The organism is Bacillus sp. C1, assembly GCF_054570475.1.
The window spans coordinates 327,036-345,860 of record NZ_JBTMZT010000003.1; the positions used below are offsets into that span (position 1 = coordinate 327,036).

Here is an 18,825-nt window from a genome sequence, read left to right on the forward strand (position 1 = left end):
TTTTATGACCAAATTTATTTATCCCGTAAATTTCTTCCTGTTAATGTAAGAAATACTGTTTCTAAGTTAGGCGCTTGCTCTTCTAACGAGCGGATTTCAATATCATAATTAATAAAATGTTGTATCATTTTGTTCAAATTATTTACTCCTGCATCTGAATGTACTTTAATTACATTTTCTTCAACTTGAACCGCCTTAACACCATTAATCTCTTTTAATTTAGCTACGTCCATATTTTCAACTGACTTCACTTCAATCCAAATATCTTTCGTATCCGTAATAATCGCTTTTAATTGTTCTTTCGTTCCTTCTGCAATTACTTTACCGTGATCCACAATCGCAATTTTTGTACAAATCTCTTCTACTTCTTCCATGTAGTGACTCGTATAAATAATCGTGCTCCCCATCTCATTTAATTTCCTTACAGACTGGAGAATATAATTTCTGGACTGCGGATCAATCCCAACTGTCGGCTCATCCATAATGATTAACTTCGGTCGATGTGCAATCGCACAAGCTATGTTCAGCCTTCTCTTCATTCCTCCCGAAAAATTTTTCGGATAACTTTTATGTTTATCACTAAGCCCTACAAACTGAAGAGCTTCTTCTACTCTTGCCTTTAATTCAGCTCCTCTTAGTCCATACAATCCTGCAAAAAACTTTACATTTTCATAAGCAGTTAGTTCTTCGTAAATTGCTATATCTTGCGGAACAATTCCAATGTTCATCTTTGCAAAACGGCTATGTTTCTTTATATTTTTTCCTAGTATGCTAATCTCACCTTCATTACTTCTCAGCAGTCCCGCAACCATATTAATTGTTGTACTTTTACCAGCACCATTTGATCCTAAAAATCCAAATATTTCTCCTTCTTTAATAGCTAACGACATATTATCTACCGCGATGAAATCACCAAATTTTTTCGTTAAGTTTTTTATTTCCAATGTATTCATCATTTCACCCCTATTTCGGTTTCTCTGCTGTTATTATAAGCAAAAAGAATGAACCTGCTCAGTGCAGAAGTTCATTCTTTTCACATGAGAATATTCACTTTTTTCATATGAGATCCTTCATCTCTTTCATTCTATTGATTCATCACCATAAGCCGGAGGTGACATATAGAGATGGTGTATACTCCACTCCGAGCGGACTCTTTCCGTTCCGTATATTAAAAATGAATCATTTTCAAAAAATCAACCTCATGTTACGGTGATGAACCATTCTATTACTGAATTGGCAGTAACATCGTTACCGAAAAGCCACTTGTTCCATCTACAATAACCGTCCCGTTCACGGATGCAGTCCGTTCCTCCATCCCAATAATCCCAAGTCCTTTCTTTACAAGAGGTGCTCCTTTGCCATTATCCTTCACTTGTACTTTCACCATCTTGTTAAGCACATGAATATCTATTGAAACAACGGTTGCTTCTGCATATTTCATTGCATTTGTTAATGCTTCCGTTACATTTTCACCAATGACCTTCCATTGAATTGGAGAAATCACATCTAAATTCCCTTTATACACAAACGGAATTTTTATTTCATGCTTGCTCGCAAATTCATCTATGAATAATTTCATACGATGAATGCCAATTTGTTCAGTTGGTGGTTTCATATTTTTAAGGGTAATTCTAATACTTTCAATTCCATCTTTAGAAATATGAATCGCATTTTGCAATAACTCCGCAGCTTTCACTTTATCTAGTTCCATCAATCTCTTCGCTGCTTCCATCTGAATAAGTGCGCCTGTCATGGAGTGACCAATTTTATCATGAATTTCTTGCGATAATCGATTTCTCTCCTCTAACTTAAATGTGTATTCTGATTGCCTTATATACTCTTTATTTTCATGTAAACTTTTAGTAAGCCGTTGCATATCTTTTCGCATCTTATCATTTTGCATCTCAAACTGTAATAAGCGTGCTATGTAAAGATCTGCCATCGTTACAATAAGAAAACAAAATGTAGCAATAAGTCCATATGTCATTCGAACACTTTCATCAGCAAAAACAATCGGGAGAATCATAATGAAATAGATCTGCCATTTCTTTTTCATACAATAAGATACGATTTCGTAAGAGTTCAAAGGTAAAAACAAAATGAATAGCGGATGAATCTGCCATGTAAACAAAATGATAATGCCAATTGATATCCCGATTAATATTTTCTTATAAGCATCTTTTTTTAAAATAGAAATTACCACGTTTACACAAAAGTACGAAAGCAAAGTAAATATAACCCACGGTAAGTTCGTAACATTTGAGTGAATATAACTGAACACTATATATAAAAAGACAATTAATTTACTTACAGTTAACCAAAACTCCATACAATCAATCTACTTTCCCTGTTAAATAGTAAATCGCAATTTGGGTCCGGTGCTCAAGACCTGTTTTCCCTAAAATAGATGTAATATAGTTTGCAATTGTTCCTTCTGATATGAAAAGGTTCTTTGAAATTTCTTTATTAGAGAAACCTTTTGCGATTAAAGCAATAATACTAAGTTCTCTTTCTGTAAAAAGGGTCTTATCTATTTTGGACTCTTCTTCTTTACTTTCAAGTAAATTGAACTTAATTTTATCAAGCACGACGTCTTGCATAACAGTCTGCCCGTTGTACACCCCTTTTATGGCATCTCGAATGCGCTCTGGATCGTTATTTTTTAGTAAATAACCTTTCGCTCCATTCTTCACTGCTTCTAAAATATACTCATCATCATCAAATGTCGTTAAAATGAGCGGCTTTGTTTTTGTCTCTTCACAAATAAGCTTCGTTGCTTCTACACCATTCATATTCGGCATCCGAACATCTAAAAGTGCAATATCCACATCATTTTTTTTACAATAATTTAGAGCCTCTTTCCCATCACTTACTGTTTCTACTACCACAAATTCTTCATATGTACTTAAAATAATCTTCATGCCTTCTCTAATAAACGAATTGTCATCAGCTATTAATATTTTTATTTTCATGTTTGTTAGTAGAGGAATTTCCTTACTACCATTCACATCCTTTCTACACATAACATTTCCTATTGCTCATTATATACTTCTCTACAACATTTTTTCGCATCTTTTTGAAGTAGCTTCTTCTCTTCAAATATATTATTCTTTTTTTACATCATGTGTAGGGGGACCTCCCCTTTCTTACGTCTATATAATAGAATGCGCCAAAAAGGAGGGAGAGAACCATTGAGGAAAAACAATTAATTGAAAAAGCACAACAAGGAAGTGAGCACGCCTTTCGTATCCTTGTGCAAACATATCGTCATTATATTTTTCAAGTCATTTTTTCCATTTTAAGACATGAGGAAGACGCCCAAGATATCACACAAGAAGTATTCGTAAAAATTTATGCCTCTCTCCCTAATTATCAGTTCCGCGGATTCAAAACGTGGATTACGCGGATTGCCACAAATCACGCTATTGATTATAAGAGAAAGAAAGCACGAGAAAACGAAGCACTCTCCTTATCAAAAGAAACGCAGGAAAGTATAAAGTCTTCTCATAATATTGAGGCATTGTTACTGACGAAAGAGCAAAAAGTACTGATTACTCAAAAACTAAGAGAATTGCCCGAGAATTATCGTAACGTTGTTCTTGCACATTACTTAGAAGAAAAAAGTTATCAAGAAATTGCCGCTCAGCAAAATATCGAAGTGAAAACAGTCGAAATGAAGCTGTATCGGGCAAGAAAATGGATTAAAAAACATTGGAAGGAGGAAGATTTTTTATGACGCATTATTCAAAAGAAGATTGGCGCAATTATACTTTAGACCTTATATCAAACAGTGAACGTGATTCTATGGAAGAACACCTTTATGAATGCGAGCATTGTTTAGCACGTTACATGGAAAGTATTGATGAGCAAACTGAAAACCTTCCAATGATACATGATGATTCATTTACAAACGGCGTTATGGAACAAATTAATTTTGAAACTTTACAATCTGATGAAATAATACCGTCGAAACAGCTACAACGTACGCTCATTCACTACATAATTGCAACGGCAGCTACACTCATTTTTATGGTAAGTGGTCTATTCCATTATATTTTCGCAGCAACATCTAATTTTGAAAAATCTTCTAAACACAATGAGACTTCAATCTCGCAACAATTTTTGAACAAAACTTTGCATACATCCAAAACGAATGGAGGTTCAAAACATGAATAAAAATCCCTTTTTAGCACTTGTTTTAGGGCTAATTCCTGGGCTTGGTCATTTATATTTAAAGAAGATTGGACGTTTTATTATCTATGCCGGAGGATCTTTATTATTATTTATCGCTGCGGTAGGTTTTACGGTCCTCCTTGGAAATCATGGAATTGTTTTTCTTCTCCTATTTCTATTAGCGGTTGTCTGGGCAATAAATCTAATAGACTTAATTATTTCTATCATGAATCAATCACGGAAACAAGAGAAGGAACACACACCAGAAGCGGATAGAGAAAGCGAACGATTTTACATCATTCTCTTGTCCATTATCCCTGGACTTGGTCATTTCCAATTAGGACTTATGCAGCGAGGACTTACATTTTTAGTCGCTTTTACAGGTTTAGGTAGCATGATTATATTCGTTACACTATTAACATCTCAAGAAAGCTTCCTTATTTTTCTCGCTACATTACCTGTTTTATGGATTTATAATTTCTTCGATGCCGTTCAGCAACTACAAAAAAAAGAACGCGGTGAACTATTAATTGATCGCACCATTTTTGAAGAGTTTGAAGAGCACCGAGAACAAGGAAAAAAAAGTAAAACTTTCGCTTCTATTTTAGCGATGTTCCCTGGCGCAGGCCATATGTACTTAGGGTTACAACGCCGTGGCCTTCAGCTCATGGCAGCCTTTTTACTTTCTATTTATTTGCTTGATCTATTAAGGTTATCAGCCTTCTTATTTTTAGTACCTATCATTTGGTTTTATAGTTTTTTTGATACATTACAGCAAACCGCCAAATACGGAAAAGAAGACTTACAAGACACACCTATTATTGACTATTTTATTAATCATCAAAAATGGCTCGGCATTGGACTTGTCGCATTAGGAAGCTACTATTTATTAGATCAAACTCTCCTTCCTATTTTAGATGATTATTTCGCTGCTATATTTCATGTTCATCTTAGCGAACTATATTATCGCTATTTCCAAACATCTATCGTTGCTCTTCTTTTAATTGGTGGTGGCTTTAAATTATTACTAGGAAATAAAGAGAAAAAAGGCGGTGCGAAAGAATGAGAACATGGCGTGTTGGAACGATATCTATGGGGATTTCAATTATTACATTAGGTTGTTTCTTATTATTTTCAACGATAAAGGGTACACAAACATTTGATCATTTAACAGCATGGTGGCCCATTTTATTCATTGTACTTGGCATCGAAATTTTACTATATGTTACATTCTCTAAAAAAGAACAGCCTATTATTAAATATGATATATTTAGCATTTTCTTTATTGGCCTGTTAGGAACGATTGGCATTGCCTTCTCTTTCTTGTTATCCACTGGATTACTAGAAGAAATTCGTTATTCTATCGATACAACCGAACAAACGAATAACATCCCAGAAGTACAACATGACATTCCTGACTCTATTAAAAAGGTTGTTGTTAATACGAGTAATCATCCTCTTACAATAGAAGGGAGTAATAGTAATAAAGTACATTTATTAGGAACATATGAAATGACTATGAAAGAAAATGAAAAGGACAAATTACAACAAGACGATTTCATGACGGTTCAAACAGTTGGTGAAACGATGTATGTAACAGTAAAACCATTACCTGTTCACCATAAATTCTTTGCGTCACAGTCAAAAATGACAGCAACACTTGTCCTCCCGCAAAATAAAAATGTGGAAATTCGCAGTTCTGAACGAGAACTCTCTCTTTACCCAGGCCAATTACAAAATAATTGGTCTGTACAAGAACGTTCAAACGTATCTGTTCATCTTGTAAAAGATAGCGATATCACACTATCTGCGGTAACAAATCAAAAAGAAGCGCATGGAAATCTACCTTGGGAACATGTAGAAGAACTAACGAAAAGAGAAAATAATTCTTCAGAAGAGAAGCCCGAATCAAGCGAGAAAGAACAATGGTACAAAAATACAATAAAAACTGGTAACGGTACATACCAGCTAAACATTCAAAAAGCTTATCATATAGACATGAGCATTCTAGAACAGTAAAAGTCGAAAAAAACTTCCACATTCATATCATGTGGAAGTTTTTTTCATATAAGTGCTTTAATTCCCTCTAAAGCTATTCCAATCATAAACCCACAAACCGCACCATTCACACGAATCCATTGCAAATCTTTCCCAACGTTATTTTCAATCATTTCGATGAGCATTTTATCATCTAATTTATCAAGATTTTCTTGTACAAGCTTTCCGATCTTAGAATGATTGTTTTCAACAAGTTTTACAATTTGCTTTTGTAACCAGTCTTCCATTTTTTGAACAGTTACCGGCTCTTCTTTCACTTTGTTCATTTGTTCCGTTAAAAATGGAAGAAGGTATCTATCTGCAAATTCTTCTTTTTTAATAAAAGTAACTGCTTTTTCTTGTGCCTGTCCTAGCAATTCTGTTATTTTCTCAGCAGCATTCCAATTTGTGATCCAGTTTTCTTTCCACTTTTCTAATTCTCGTAATACTGCTTCATTTTCCTTAACCTGAATAAGCTCTTGACGAAGTTTCATTAATATAAGCTGTCTCGTACTATTATCATGATCCTGCAAACTACTTATGTTACTAATTACAAACTTCTGCAAAATCCCTCCGATTTTATCTTCATCTACAATATTCATGAACGATTTAAGAGTAAACTGTAAAAATCCATCTACCTTTATATTTTCCATCGCTTTCATCCCTAAGCTTCCGAGCTGATAACGTGCTTCATCTTGCGCTGTCCATTCTTTCGCTTTGACTAACATATAATCAAGTGTTTTTTCATCGTATTCTTGTACAACCAATTGGTCAATCAGGACTTTTAGTATATTTCCTGTATTGACTGTATGTAAATATGTTTTTAATTCTTTTTCAATGACAATAGCTAATTTTTCGGTATCAATTTGGAGAATCGCTTTTTCAGCAATTGTAACAATCCCTTTTCTCACAGCATCAGATTGCAATTCTCTTTCTGCTATCTGTAACACCATTTGCGATAACTGCATTTCTTTCACTTTACTTGTTATACTTTCCTTCGTTAGCCACTCGTTTTCCAGTGTCGAAATGAGCCCTTTTGTAACCCGCTTTCGGTTTTTAGGAAGCAGCGCTGTGTGCGGAATTGGAATCCCCATCGGATGACGGAATAAAGCCGTAACCGCAAACCAATCGGCGAGTCCACCAACTAATCCCGCTTCAAATCCCCCCTGTGCAATTGTACCGATCATTGAACCTTGGAATGGAATGGTCGCTGCGAATCCTACCCCCATTACACCAAGGGAAATACCCGCTAAATATTTTGACTGTAGTGACATTGTCTATACACATCCTCTTGTTATGTAAAATGAAGCTTCTTTATTATATTAGTAATCCTTTATATTTTAGAAAAGCTTATACTTATACTATAATGAACCGCGCTAAAAATAACAAAGAATTTTAGCTTTTATTAGAATGGCTCTTTTAATATACAGTAAATTAAACTGATTTCCATCCAATATTAGCGGTAATCTTATTTAAATGAAAATGAAAAAGACAAGAATTGTTCGTATGAAGTGGTGAATGAAATTTTATCGGCTCAAATTTAAATATGCCGGTTATTCAGAATATCGACTAACCAGCAAAAAACGCAAAAAAACAGGAGCCCCCTAGCCCCTGTTTCCCGACAAGCCTCAGCTTTTATTACTTTCGTTCCTCTAACGCTACATGCAAACCCTTTTGATAATATTGCATCATCACTTCTTTAGGAACCATACTACCACCAGTTCCCCAAACGATATGTGTACCTTGCCTTACTTTTTCTGTTACATGATGCTTTTGCAAATACTCTTTTCCTTCTTTACATAATTTGACCGGCCCTATCATCCCTGCTAGTGCAGAAGGTTCTAAGTAAATTTTTTCTGTATTAGCAAGCTCTTTTAACAACTTATACAGCTCTTCATCACTAACTGTATAATTCCCACTTAAAAATGGTTCCATCGTTTTGCCAACAAATCCAGATGGCCTTCCTACCGCAAGACCATCCGCATCTGTTACATTATCGATACCAATATCTTGAACCGCGATTTTATCATGAAGCCCAGTCATTAAACCAAGTAACATACATGGTGAATGAGTAGGCTCGGCAAAGAAGCAATGGACATTGTCTTGATACAATAACTTTAAACCAAATGCTACTCCCCCAGGTCCACCACCTACTCCGCACGGAAGGTAAACGAATAAAGGATGTTCTTCATCTACTACAATCTCTAACTCTTCTAACTGTTTTTGCAATCGAGACGCTGCCACTGCGTACCCTAAAAATAAATCATGAGAATTTTCATCATCAACAAAGTAACAATGAGGATCTGCATCTGCTTGCAATCTCCCCTCTTCTACTGCTTTACTATAGTCTGCTTCATATTCAATAACCGTTACATTTTTACTTCTTAGTAAATCTTTTTTCCATCGCTTTGCATCAGCTGACATGTGAACTGTTACATGAAAGCCTAACTTAGCACTCATAATACCGATACTAAGCCCTAAATTCCCAGTTGATCCTACCGCAATAGAGAACGCTGCGAAAAAGTCTCTAAATCTATCACTATCTAAAATTGAATAATCATCTTGCTCCGTTAACATTTCGTGCTGAAAAGCTAATTTTTCCGCGTGTTTCAACACTTCATAAATGCCACCTCTAGCTTTGATTGAACCCGATATCGGAAGGTGACTATCACATTTTAGTAATAATTCCCCTAATATAGATTGCTCATAAGTTTTCTCTAAAGAACGTTTCATAGACGGTATTTTCACTAAAGGTGATTCTATAATTCCATTTGTTCCTTTCGTTTCTGGAAACACTTTTGCAATATATGGTGCGAAACGCTTTAATCTCTCTTCAGCATCTTTTACATCGTCCTTTGTAAGCGGAGAAGCTTGTATCGCTGTTTGGAACCTCCTAATATTTGGATTTAACCAAAATGTTTCATCCAATACAATTAAATTGTTTAATAGCGGATGTTGTTCTCTCAATTCCTCTAGCCCCTTCATTTCTCTTCCTCCTTATCTCCTTGTAGCCAGTTGTATAATAAATTATAATTAAATTAATTTTAATACAGTTTAACACAAAAAAATAACTTTATGTTAATTTTAATTTAATTATTTTAAATATAATTAAATTGTTATAAAGGAGAATAAACTATGGAAAATATAGATATCGGTAAAAAAATCGAAAAACAAAGAAAAGAAAAAGGCTTAAGTAGTAAAGAACTAGCAAAGATGGCTGAAATTACACCGTCTATGCTAAGTCAAATTGAACGTGGTTCCGCTAATCCTTCCATCCAAACATTGAAAGTATTAGCTAAAGCGCTTGATGTTCCGACATTTAGTTTTTTACTAGAAGAAACAAATACAGACGATCTCATCGTACGTTCCAATAAACGAAAAAAAATGATTATTGATAATTTATCCTATGAATTGTTATCACCAGATTTCACAGGAACTTTAGCAACAACAATTATGACTGTACCTCCGAACAATTCTTCCTCGGAAAGTCTTCTAGAGCATAAAGGAGAAGAATTAGCATTTGTTTTAGAAGGAAAAATTACGGTGTATTTAGATGAAGAAGAGTATATATTAGAAACTGGTGATAGTGTAAAAATACCAGCGTATTTCAAACATAAATGGGTAAATAATTTTAATCAAAATGCCATTGTCTTATTTTCAGTTACTCCACCTATCTTCTAACACACCCAGCTAAAAACAGAGTAAAAGGGCGATACATACGTAATATGTATTGCCCTTCTTTTTTAATGCAACGCAGTTATGATATAGTCAAAAATTCAGCGATTGGTCCAAGTACGAGCACTGGCAAAAATGTGAGTGCACCGATTATAAATATAGTGCCTAATAAAATCCCACCAAACAACCGATTATCAGTTCGGAATGTTCCTATAGTCTCAGGTACAATCTTTTTCTTTTTGAGCCCCACTGCAACAGCAAGCATTGTAATTACACCGAAATACCGACCAATATACATAACAATTCCTGATGAGATATTCCAAAATGGTGTATTATCTTTTAGTCCTTCAAATCCAGATCCATTGTTAACGGCAGACGATGTATACTCATATATAACTTGTGTCAAACCATGAAAACCAGGATTAGAAATTGCATCTGTTCCAAGATGAGTAGAAAATGCAAGCGCTGCAGCCCCAAGAATCAGTAATGGCTGAGATACAATTGTAATCGCTATTAATTTCATTTCTTTTCCCTCTAATTTTTTATTAAGGAACTCCGGTGTACGCCCCACCATGAGTCCGGCTAAAAATACAGTAATCATCGCATACATGATAATATTTATAAACCCTAGTCCAATTCCTCCAAACACAGTACCTAACAGCATGTTTATAAGTGGAACCATCCCGCCAATTGGTGTTAATGTATCATGCGTTGTATTTACACCGCCTGTTCCAGAAGCACTTGTAACAGTTGCATATAAAGCAGATGATATAACACCAAGCCGTGTTTCTTTCCCTTCCATATTTCCTTGTGAATGTTCTAACCCTAATTGATTTAATAATGGGTTCCCCTTTAATTCAGATATAGCAAGCGTACAAAATCCAATGACGAAAAGAATAAGCATTGCTACAAAAAATATTTTACCTTGTTTCCGATTGCCGACCATTCTTCCATATACAAAAGGAAAGGCCATTGGAATTAACATTTGTAACATCATTTGCAGCACGTTACTCATCATATTAGGGTTTTCAAAAGGATGTGCAGAAACTGTTCCAAAAAAACCTCCTCCATTGTCACCAAGTTCTTTAATAGAAAGTAAAGACGCTACTGGGCCACGAGGAATTGCTTGCACTCCCTCTTCTAATGTTTTCACAATGACTGTTGAATCAAGTGTTTGTGGTATTCCTAACAATATAAATATGAGCGATGCCACAAATGAAATTGGCAATAATATTCTTGTAATCGATTGTACAAAATCAACAAAAAAGTTACCTATTCTTTTACCCGCTAACACACGAATAAACGTAATACCAACCGCCATTGAAGTTGCAGGTGCCGCAAACATCATGAACGTTACGCCCACCATTTGAGAGAAATTGGATAAACTACTCTCTCCTCCATAGTGCTGTAAATTAGCGTTTGTCATAAATGTAATTGCTGTATGAAAAGCTAATGTTGGTTCTAAGCCCATAAAATGATTAGGGTTTAACGGCAGAAACCCTTGTAATCGAAATATAGAATAAACAGAAAAAATAAAGAAACAATTTGTAATGATCAAACACAGCATATATTTCTTGAAGCTTTGATTATGTCCTTTAATCCCAGCAACTTTAAATAATATTTTTTCCAAGGGACCAAATACCCTTTGAAGCCCTTCCTTCCTCTGAAAAGCATTGTATATATAATCTCCCATTGGTTTTGCAACAATTACGAATAAGCCAATTGTAATTAGACTTGTAAGCCAGTTCATCCTTTTTCTCCTCTCTCTTTCTATTACACGCAATAAAAAAATGTTATTTTTTACCTTTAAGAGAATAAAAAGAAAACACCAGGTTGCACCTAGTGTTTTTTACACACAAGTCCCCCCTCTCAAAACGCTGACGAGGTTAGCTGTCGGATTCGGACCTTGAGAGTAGCCCTACCTATAAAAAGGATTCACCCCTAGTGACACATGCACAAATTCGGTTCCCCCGCTCCTAAAGTGGATTAAGCGATTATATTTGGCTGAAAAATCTATATTGAGCTATTCTGATTGTTAATATACTCTTCTAAATGATCGTTGTAAAGAAAGAAAAGATGAAATATTTAAATAATATAAACTTCTTCATTCCTGCTGTAAATATGAATTGTTACAGCAGGAATGAAACTCTTCTACAGCGAAATTCTACAAGTAACAAAACTCTATTAGGTGGTGCTTCATTATGAAGTTAGCTGTAATTGGTGGAGGTTACTTTGAACAAACAGATCATTTCCATATTAATCAACGACTTATCGAGTTAACTGGAAAACAATCTCCAAAAATATTATTTATCCCAACAGCAAGTAATGACGATGAAGGGTATATAAAAGACTTTAGAGAAACATTTGAAAAGCAGTTACGGTGTGATGTTCACATTCTGCGCTGTATAAAAGAAAATGTTAACGAAGTAGAAGTAAGTGAAATGATTCATTCTGCCGATTTCATCTATCTCGGCGGAGGAAATTATATCACTATGCTGGAAAAGTGGAAAGAAAACAAAATAGACGAGAAGTTAATAGCAGCCCTGCAAGGCGGGACGTTCATTGCGGGATATAGCGCTGGTGCTATGTGCTGGTTTACAACTGGAATTCGTTCTAACTATAAGGGAGAAGGCTATATAGAAAGCAATGGCTGGAATACACTAAACAAACACTTTTGTCCCCACTACAATCAACCAGATCGAGCAACTGCTTTCCATTTATTCTTACAAAACCATGCACGTAATATAGAAGGAATCGCTTTAGAAGATAACTGTGCTTTATATATAACCGAAAATTCCTTTGAGATTATCGGAGATCCAGAGAAAGCATGGGAATTCTATATGTATAATGGAAAACTTATGAGACACCATTTTGATGTAACTTTAAAAAGTTATTTATGAGTACGCACATATAATAAAAGTGTCCCTAAACTAGAAGGCTAAGGGACACTTTTATTTGTTTCCTATTTAACTCACAAGTCGCGTAATCCGTTTTTTCTTCCATGAAAGTTTATAATATCCGTATTGTAAAAGTAAGCTCACAATAAATGCTGCCGGATATCCAATCCATATCCCTTTTATACCAAGACTTGTGTAATATGAAAGGTAATAGGCAACAGGAACTTCCACAAGCCAAATTGAAACAACACCGATAACAGTCGGCCATAATACGGTTCCACTTGCTCGCATTGTCGCACCAATAATTTGTGCGTGACCGAAAATTAAATAACTCCACAGTGTAATCATTACTAAACTGTGTGCAATTTCGATTGTACTTGAACTTGTTAAGAATAACGACAAGATCTCTCGTGAAAACAAATAAATAAGAGAAATTAATACACCACCGATAATATAGTTCATCACAATTCCTGCTCGAACAACCTTCTGCAGCCTATCAAATTGATTCGCACCAATGGATTGTGCAGCAAAGATAGATACGGTAATGCCAAGACTCACCGCGGGCATTTGGACATAACTTGCTACTTGGTTCACAACTCCATACGCTGCAGTCGCATCAGAACCGAAACGATTTACAAATGCAATAACTGCAATCTCAGATAGCGAAACTAATATCATATTAATACTCGCTGGAATACCAAGGCGTAGTAATAACTTTAATAACTCCAAGTCCATACGAAGATATTTTCGTACTCCCTCATCCAATTGCAATGGATGATTTTTCTTCTTTAAATAAATAAGCATAACAACAAACGTTATAATCGTTGATATGACAGAAGCATAAGCTGCTCCGTAAACATCAAACTTCGGAACTCCTAACCAACCAAAAATCAGGACCGGTAATAATACCATATTTAATACTGTACTGACAATTAAAAAGTAAAATGGCGTTTTGGAATCTCCTGTACCTCGCATAAAGGTCGTATATGCAAAATACAAAAATAATACTGGCATTGAAATAAATAAAATACGCGCATAGTGAACACTCATATCAATAATATTTTCTGGTGTCCCCATAAAACGCATAATATCCATTGCAAATATACTTCCAACTATCGCTAAAATGGTTCCCATTATAAATGTAAATGTAAGTGTTGTACCAACAACGGCTTTTACACGATCTTCATTACGAGCACCAAATGCCTGCCCGATTAAAATAGAACTGCCCGATCCAATTCCAATTACAAAGGAAATAAGCAAAAAGAACAACGGAAAAAACGCAGAAATGGCAGCTAAGTCATTTACGCCGAGCCATCGTCCTACTACTACCATCCCGAACAATTGTCCAACTGACTGTAATACATTGCTTAAAAGCAACGGAACTAAAAACATGGACATTGTTTTCCATATCGGTTTCCGTTCCTTCTCCTGATTCTGTGGTTCCACACCTTCTTTATTGTTATCTATAGATTCTTTCACTTTCCACTTCTCCTTTTATTAAGAGTTTATCCACGCTCTCCATATAGTTGCTATTCATCCAAGCATTTCTTCCCCTATCCTTAGTCTTTTTCTTATAACTTAACCCAATATTTACTTCCATCAGCTGTTCGATCCAGAAAACCATATTCAATTAAATATCTTCTCAAAGTCACAAAGTCTGGATACACATTTTCTAAAATCTCATTCACTTCTTTTTCTGTATACTTCTCATTACTATCAAACTTTTTCACTAAATGCTTCAATATGATAAGCTTTCGTTTCTGTTTCTTCGGAAATTTAACAAGCGGTCCATCTAATCCTTCCGTAAAGTGCAGCTTCAACACTTCATGATTCTCTTCTTCTGTAATATTATATCTGTCATCAACCATTGTAGCTGTTCGATGAATTGGCAAAAACTTAGATTGTACCTTCGATTTTTCTTCTGACAACTCCATCAGCGCTAAAAACACCTTAGCCTGTTTCATCTTCTCTCGTAATGTAAAGCGATGATTTCGAATTGTTGATGTGCTTCCGCCATCTAATTCTTTAACAATTTCTTTATCATTTAAACCCATATAAAAAAACTGTACCATCTTCTTTTGTAAGTCCGTTAAACCTGTGAATTTCTTATCAAGATTTAATAAATAATCAAACATAGATGTGTGTTCCTGTTCAATATGCAACTGTGTAAATTTCTCTGCTTCATATAACACATTATGATCTTGATAAATAACACCTTTCATAAACGCTTCGCCACAAGCTAAACAAATGTATTCTTCTGCACTCTCTTCAAATACATAACCTTTTTTTAATTCTTCAACTGAAGCATTCCAAAACTTTTCCGAAATATCGTTCATTCTAAACAAACCTCCAACTAGTTTATTTTAAATATAAACAAACTATAACATCGTTTATTATTCCCCCATCATCTTACCACAAACAAAATAAACTTTACAACATTTCGTTTACCCAATTAGCAAACAATTTTAAAAATGTTTGTTCATCCATTATTCGTAATGAAAAATTGTATCTTTCCTTAGCAAAACTGGATGACTAGCGTTCGATCGAAATGTCCAATCCTCAACTTTAACGTTACATATACTATTATTACTTAAGAAAGGAGACATGCTAATGGAAAATACAAATAGTAGCCCCTATGTAAACAGTGAACAGGGTGTATTTGCGTCTGCAAAACTTCAAACTGCTATGGACCAAGCGTTTCGCATTCCGATATTTTTAAGTACCGTAAATACCTTAAACCAACTACAACAACAATTTTTAGACAGGCTCATCTTTGAAATTGAACAAGCTCTTCTTTTCCCTCGTACAATACCACGTAGTGATCAATACCCAGAGCCACCGCTAACGAGTATAAGAAGAATGATTTTATCAAGCTATGGTTTAGTTGCAGTAAACTTCCAACGATTTTTTGTACAAGGAATTAGAACAAATGTAGGGGCATTTCAGCCTACAGAGCCTTTTTGGGAAGGAACTCCTTTTTCTCAAATTGAACCATCAATGGGATATCAATACGGACTCCCACTCTTACTAATCCGAGAAGTTGGTACTGATGTAAACAGAGGAATTTGGCAGTTAGGAAATGCACCGTTTTTAATTTTAGACTGGAATTCTGAAACGCAATCTATAGATTCATTTTTCAGTAGTGTTTCATGGAGACAGTTTTTTGCGAACTGGACTGGCCATGTAAGAAATGGCTATTATCTACAAACAGAACCACAATTTAAGTATTGATGATTTCCTCAAGCTAACTGATCTCGAGTTAGCTTATTTTTATGGGGAAGGAATTAAAGAGCAAAAAATAAAAAGAAATGTTACTTTTTTATTAAAAAGGAGTGTACAAACCTGATAATTTATCTTTACCTAATGAAGAGTGGGTTCAACTGCTACAAGATTTATAATCTAGCTTTAATCTAAATAAAAAGCCAAGACTCTAAACTTAGAAATCTTGGCTTCTATCATTCACATTATTCTTTTGGAGCGATCATTTTCTTCGGATCTACAATTTCATCAAACTGTTCTTCTGTTAATAATCCTGATTGTAATGCAGCTTCTTTTAACGTCCATCCTTCTTTATGAGCATGCTTCGCAATTTTCGCTGCGTTTTCATACCCAATATGTGGATTTAATGCTGTAACAAGCATTAAAGAACGATTTACATTTTGATTAATCACTTCTTCGTTTGCTTCAATACCAACTGCACATTTATCATTAAACGACACTGTTGCATCAGCTAATAAACGAGCGGATTGTAAGAAGTTATATGCAATTACTGGCTTAAATACGTTTAGCTCAAAGTTACCTTGACTCGCTGCAAATCCAATTGTTGCGTCATTTCCCATAACTTGCGCTGCAACCATTGTTAACGCTTCACTTTGTGTTGGATTTACTTTACCTGGCATAATAGAACTTCCTGGCTCATTCGCCGGAATAATAATTTCACCAAGACCACTACGTGGACCGCTCGCAAGCCAGCGCACATCATTTGCAATCTTCATTAAATCAGCTGCTAACGCTTTTAAGGCACCATGCGCAAACACAACTTCATCATGGCTTGTTAGCGCATGAAACTTGTTCGGTGCAGACACAAATTGTTTTCCTGTAAACTGACTAATTTCCGCTGTCACCATCTCACCAAATTTAGGGTGGGCATTAATTCCCGTTCCAACTGCAGTACCACCAATAGCAAGTTCTTTCATATATGTATTGCTATTTGCAACCATCTGCTCTGTTTTTTCAAGCATACGGTGCCAACCGCTAATTTCTTGACCTAACGTTAATGGCGTTGCATCTTGTAGATGTGTGCGGCCAATTTTAATAATATCTTGAAACTCATTTACTTTTTTCTCTAATGTTACTTTTAATGTTGTAATTGCCGGTAGCACGTGATTTTCCACTGCAAGTACACAAGCAACGTGAAGCGCTGTTGGGAATGTGTCATTTGAACTTTGAGACATATTCACATCATCATTTGGATGAATATGTACATCAAGTCCTTTTTTATTTAAAATTTGATTCCCACGGTTGGCAATTACTTCATTTATGTTCATATTCGATTGTGTACCACTACCTGTTTGCCATACAACAAGCGGGAAATGTTCATTCCATTTTCCTGCTAAAATTTCATCAGCTGCTTCTACAATTGCAGTCGCCTTTTCGTCTGATAACTTTCCTAATTTTTGATTACTAATGGCTGCGCTTTTCTTTAAAATTGCAAATGCTTGCACAATTTCAAGCGGCATATGCTCTGTTCCAATCGGAAAATTTTCTTTACTGCGCTGCGTTTGTGCTGCCCATAATTTATCAGCTGGAACTTGCATTTCTCCTAATGTATCTTTCTCAATTCTGTATTCCATGTTTTCATCCCCTTGAAAATATAATCGCTACATTTTTATTGTAACAGACTTTTCTTCAAACGATAAGGATTCTCATTATTATTTATTCATAATTCTATATTTAAAAAATTATGTTTCAGATGGATCAGGGGATAAAAAACAACCACAAACACCAATCGCTAGTACAAGAGCATTATCTGCAGATAACACTCCTTCTAGTGCGATAAGAATTAATATAATTCCCCCATACTCCAGCAGTAGCGATTCAGTCATATTTCTCCTCCTATTTTTGATACTATATATTTTGCTTTTTGATAGGGGAAATATACGAATATCACCAGAAACGAAACAATCCGTAAATTCGCATTGAACTTACGGGTTGACTTAGTACTATAAGATAAAAATTTCTAACAATCAACGAAAGGGATAGCTTTATATTTTGCCGAAGTGTTCAGACCTCACAATCTTCTTACATAATACTATCGAACATCATAATAGATATCCTGATTCCTTTATTTACATTTTATTTTTCATCTGATGTATTTTCTAGTGATCTAAACGCTAAGCATCCAGAAACAATATATAAAACTCCTGGAAATAACAATGCATCAAATGAAAAATATACAGAGATAATACCAATAATAATCATTACACTTCCATATAGCCTATTGTTCATTTTATTGACACAACAAGAAATAACAATAGCTAAAATCTGTATAAAAACAACCACGAGCGCTCCATTGACTTGAGTTTTCCAAGAATCATCAATAACTGACCTAAAACCATACATAATAAAAAGCAAAACTGATATACAAGCTCCTACTATAGAAGCAACTAGTCCTGTTACCAATTCAACCGTACGTCTTTTCAACCTATACGCCCTCCAATACGTAAAAAGTGCATAATTTCCAAATAAACATAACAAACTGAGTCGTAATAATTTGTTATGTTTTGTCGAATGAAGAAATAAAAAAAGATGATTTTTCTGCGAAATTCTTATAGCTTACCGATGATTCCTCCTATAAAACCACTAAACATTCAACCATATCAATTACAATAGTGTATCCTATTAAAATGGTTTGCTGAAAAAACATATCTTATTTGTTATTTCAATCCGTATATCTCATTTGGTTTTTATTTAACTTCATCGATTATGGGAATTTTATTTTTTCAGCAGTTTATCTATCATATAGTTTATAAAAAAATCATCC

General features: G+C 34.9%; 17 protein-coding genes, 1 pseudogene and 1 riboswitch. Of the genes and pseudogenes, 7 read left to right on the forward strand and 11 right to left on the reverse strand.

Annotated elements, in window-relative coordinates:
* Positions 1-14 precede the first annotated feature (14 nt).
* The 3 genes from ACX5JI_RS12545 to ACX5JI_RS12555 form a co-directional block, all read right to left on the reverse strand.
* A complete protein-coding gene (locus ACX5JI_RS12545; protein WP_459501374.1) occupies positions 15-953 on the reverse strand; it encodes an ABC transporter ATP-binding protein in 939 nt (312 codons plus the stop codon).
* Between the two features lie 272 nt (positions 954-1,225).
* Positions 1,226-2,329: a sensor histidine kinase gene (locus ACX5JI_RS12550; RefSeq protein WP_459501375.1), complete on the reverse strand. Its 1,104-nt coding sequence runs from the start codon at positions 2,327-2,329 to the stop codon at positions 1,226-1,228.
* Between the two features lie 4 nt (positions 2,330-2,333).
* Positions 2,334-2,972: a response regulator transcription factor gene (locus tag ACX5JI_RS12555; protein ID WP_459501601.1), complete on the reverse strand. Its 639-nt coding sequence runs from the start codon at positions 2,970-2,972 to the stop codon at positions 2,334-2,336.
* A gap of 218 nt (positions 2,973-3,190) precedes the next feature.
* Between ACX5JI_RS12555 and ACX5JI_RS12560 the strand changes: the two genes are divergently transcribed.
* From ACX5JI_RS12560 to ACX5JI_RS12575, 4 genes are read left to right on the forward strand one after another with little or no spacing between them, the layout of a single operon-like run.
* Positions 3,191-3,736, forward strand: coding sequence for an RNA polymerase sigma factor (locus ACX5JI_RS12560; protein WP_459501602.1), 546 nt, complete (start codon positions 3,191-3,193; stop codon positions 3,734-3,736).
* Positions 3,733-4,176 (forward strand): magnesium transporter CorA family protein, encoded by a 444-nt coding sequence (locus tag ACX5JI_RS12565; protein ID WP_459501376.1) that lies wholly within the window; start codon positions 3,733-3,735, stop codon positions 4,174-4,176. Before ACX5JI_RS12560 ends, ACX5JI_RS12565 begins: the two co-directional genes overlap by 4 nt.
* A complete protein-coding gene (locus ACX5JI_RS12570) occupies positions 4,169-5,239 on the forward strand; it encodes a hypothetical protein (RefSeq protein ID WP_459501377.1) in 1,071 nt (356 codons plus the stop codon). Before ACX5JI_RS12565 ends, ACX5JI_RS12570 begins: the two co-directional genes overlap by 8 nt.
* Positions 5,236-6,192 carry a LiaF transmembrane domain-containing protein gene (locus ACX5JI_RS12575; RefSeq protein ID WP_459501378.1) on the forward strand — a complete coding sequence of 319 codons (957 nt, stop codon included), beginning with the start codon at positions 5,236-5,238 and terminating at the stop codon, positions 6,190-6,192. Before ACX5JI_RS12570 ends, ACX5JI_RS12575 begins: the two co-directional genes overlap by 4 nt.
* 44 nt (positions 6,193-6,236) lie before the next feature.
* Here ACX5JI_RS12575 and ACX5JI_RS12580 read toward each other — a convergent pair whose 3' ends face one another.
* Positions 6,237-7,484 (reverse strand): DUF445 domain-containing protein, encoded by a 1,248-nt coding sequence (locus ACX5JI_RS12580; protein ID WP_459501379.1) that lies wholly within the window; start codon positions 7,482-7,484, stop codon positions 6,237-6,239.
* A gap of 364 nt (positions 7,485-7,848) precedes the next feature.
* Entirely contained in the window at positions 7,849-9,195 is a 1,347-nt protein-coding gene (gene dsdA, locus ACX5JI_RS12585; protein ID WP_459501381.1) for a D-serine ammonia-lyase, read from the reverse strand.
* A 150-nt stretch (positions 9,196-9,345) separates the two neighbouring features.
* Here dsdA and ACX5JI_RS12590 point away from each other — a divergent pair, with 150 nt between their 5' ends.
* Entirely contained in the window at positions 9,346-9,891 is a 546-nt protein-coding gene (locus tag ACX5JI_RS12590; protein WP_459501382.1) for a helix-turn-helix domain-containing protein, read from the forward strand.
* Between the two features lie 76 nt (positions 9,892-9,967).
* Here ACX5JI_RS12590 and kdpA read toward each other — a convergent pair whose 3' ends face one another.
* Positions 9,968-11,635 (reverse strand): potassium-transporting ATPase subunit KdpA, encoded by a 1,668-nt coding sequence (kdpA, locus tag ACX5JI_RS12595; protein WP_459501384.1) that lies wholly within the window; start codon positions 11,633-11,635, stop codon positions 9,968-9,970.
* A 109-nt stretch (positions 11,636-11,744) separates the two neighbouring features.
* A riboswitch (cyclic di-AMP (ydaO/yuaA leader) is annotated at positions 11,745-11,888 on the reverse strand.
* Positions 11,889-12,086: 198 nt separating this feature from the next.
* Here kdpA and ACX5JI_RS12600 point away from each other — a divergent pair.
* Positions 12,087-12,785: a Type 1 glutamine amidotransferase-like domain-containing protein gene (locus tag ACX5JI_RS12600; RefSeq protein WP_459501385.1), complete on the forward strand. Its 699-nt coding sequence runs from the start codon at positions 12,087-12,089 to the stop codon at positions 12,783-12,785.
* A gap of 66 nt (positions 12,786-12,851) precedes the next feature.
* Here ACX5JI_RS12600 and ACX5JI_RS12605 read toward each other — a convergent pair whose 3' ends face one another.
* Together ACX5JI_RS12605 and ACX5JI_RS12610 are read right to left on the reverse strand one after the other, a co-directional pair.
* Positions 12,852-14,261, reverse strand: a complete 1,410-nt coding sequence (locus tag ACX5JI_RS12605; RefSeq protein WP_459501386.1) for an MATE family efflux transporter — start codon at positions 14,259-14,261, stop codon at positions 12,852-12,854.
* A 92-nt stretch (positions 14,262-14,353) separates the two neighbouring features.
* Complete coding sequence (locus ACX5JI_RS12610) at positions 14,354-15,118, reverse strand: DUF2087 domain-containing protein (RefSeq protein WP_459501387.1); 765 nt, start codon at positions 15,116-15,118, stop codon at positions 14,354-14,356.
* A 274-nt stretch (positions 15,119-15,392) separates the two neighbouring features.
* Between ACX5JI_RS12610 and ACX5JI_RS12615 the strand changes: the two genes are divergently transcribed.
* Positions 15,393-16,013, forward strand: a complete 621-nt coding sequence (locus ACX5JI_RS12615; protein ID WP_459501388.1) for a hypothetical protein — start codon at positions 15,393-15,395, stop codon at positions 16,011-16,013.
* Between the two features lie 233 nt (positions 16,014-16,246).
* On the opposite strand, the gene fumC is transcribed toward ACX5JI_RS12615, so the two are convergent.
* The 3 genes and pseudogenes from fumC to ACX5JI_RS12630 all read right to left on the reverse strand — a co-directional run bounded on the left by fumC (position 16,247) and on the right by ACX5JI_RS12630 (position 18,485).
* The gene (gene fumC, locus ACX5JI_RS12620) at positions 16,247-17,635 is read right to left on the reverse strand and encodes a class II fumarate hydratase (protein ID WP_459501390.1); all 1,389 of its coding nucleotides are present in this window, start codon (positions 17,633-17,635) and stop codon (positions 16,247-16,249) included.
* Between the two features lie 147 nt (positions 17,636-17,782).
* Positions 17,783-17,887 (reverse strand): annotated as a pseudogene (locus ACX5JI_RS12625) (TerC family protein); the annotation flags it as partial.
* 250 nt (positions 17,888-18,137) lie between these two features.
* The gene (locus ACX5JI_RS12630) at positions 18,138-18,485 is read right to left on the reverse strand and encodes a hypothetical protein (RefSeq protein WP_459501391.1); all 348 of its coding nucleotides are present in this window, start codon (positions 18,483-18,485) and stop codon (positions 18,138-18,140) included.
* Positions 18,486-18,825 lie beyond the last annotated feature (340 nt).

What these genes read in the sequence shown, in the direction of transcription:
- ACX5JI_RS12545 (WP_459501374.1), bottom strand. Translation starts at nt 953, where the DNA reads ATGAATACATTGGAAATAAAAAACTTAACGAAAAAATTTGGTGATTTC.
- ACX5JI_RS12550 (WP_459501375.1), bottom strand. Translation starts at nt 2,329, where the DNA reads ATGGAGTTTTGGTTAACTGTAAGTAAATTAATTGTCTTTTTATATATA.
- ACX5JI_RS12555 (WP_459501601.1), bottom strand. Translation starts at nt 2,972, where the DNA reads ATGAAAATAAAAATATTAATAGCTGATGACAATTCGTTTATTAGAGAA.
- ACX5JI_RS12565 (WP_459501376.1), top strand. Translation starts at nt 3,733, where the DNA reads ATGACGCATTATTCAAAAGAAGATTGGCGCAATTATACTTTAGACCTT.
- ACX5JI_RS12570 (WP_459501377.1), top strand. Translation starts at nt 4,169, where the DNA reads ATGAATAAAAATCCCTTTTTAGCACTTGTTTTAGGGCTAATTCCTGGG.
- ACX5JI_RS12575 (WP_459501378.1), top strand. Translation starts at nt 5,236, where the DNA reads ATGAGAACATGGCGTGTTGGAACGATATCTATGGGGATTTCAATTATT.
- ACX5JI_RS12580 (WP_459501379.1), bottom strand. Translation starts at nt 7,484, where the DNA reads ATGTCACTACAGTCAAAATATTTAGCGGGTATTTCCCTTGGTGTAATG.
- dsdA (WP_459501381.1), bottom strand. Translation starts at nt 9,195, where the DNA reads ATGAAGGGGCTAGAGGAATTGAGAGAACAACATCCGCTATTAAACAAT.
- ACX5JI_RS12590 (WP_459501382.1), top strand. Translation starts at nt 9,346, where the DNA reads ATGGAAAATATAGATATCGGTAAAAAAATCGAAAAACAAAGAAAAGAA.
- kdpA (WP_459501384.1), bottom strand. Translation starts at nt 11,635, where the DNA reads ATGAACTGGCTTACAAGTCTAATTACAATTGGCTTATTCGTAATTGTT.
- ACX5JI_RS12600 (WP_459501385.1), top strand. Translation starts at nt 12,087, where the DNA reads ATGAAGTTAGCTGTAATTGGTGGAGGTTACTTTGAACAAACAGATCAT.
- ACX5JI_RS12610 (WP_459501387.1), bottom strand. Translation starts at nt 15,118, where the DNA reads ATGAACGATATTTCGGAAAAGTTTTGGAATGCTTCAGTTGAAGAATTA.
- ACX5JI_RS12615 (WP_459501388.1), top strand. Translation starts at nt 15,393, where the DNA reads ATGGAAAATACAAATAGTAGCCCCTATGTAAACAGTGAACAGGGTGTA.
- fumC (WP_459501390.1), bottom strand. Translation starts at nt 17,635, where the DNA reads ATGGAATACAGAATTGAGAAAGATACATTAGGAGAAATGCAAGTTCCA.